The organism is Paraburkholderia sp. SIMBA_053 (assembly GCF_046534895.1).
GTDB classification, from domain to species: Bacteria; Pseudomonadota; Gammaproteobacteria; order Burkholderiales; family Burkholderiaceae; genus Paraburkholderia; species Paraburkholderia caledonica.
On sequence record NZ_JAWRXU010001031.1, the window covers coordinates 1 to 259 of the forward strand.

Genomic DNA, 259 nt, shown 5'->3' on the forward strand with positions numbered 1-259 from the left:
CCCCGAACTCGCGCCGGATGTCGTAGTCGCGGAGTATGGCTGGTGGCAGGCATGCGACGAAATCGGCATGGAATCGTCGACGGCACTGGGAAGCGCAAACAGTAACTACAACAGCATCGTGTCCGGCGCCATCGTCGATCCGCTGAGCGGTTCGTCGCCACTTCGTGCCGTGCCATGCGACGTCACGCTCGACGCGTCGGTCGATCCCGCGCGACGGGCATGGCAAGGATTCCGGGACTTTGTCGTGTCGGCCGTACAT

Annotated in this window: 1 protein-coding gene; it reads left to right on the top strand. The window is 63.3% G+C overall.

Annotated features, from left to right (window positions below; genetic code table 11):
• On the top strand, positions 1-259 hold a 259-nt coding region (locus tag SB753_RS38760; RefSeq protein ID WP_410805373.1), incomplete at both ends, for a hypothetical protein.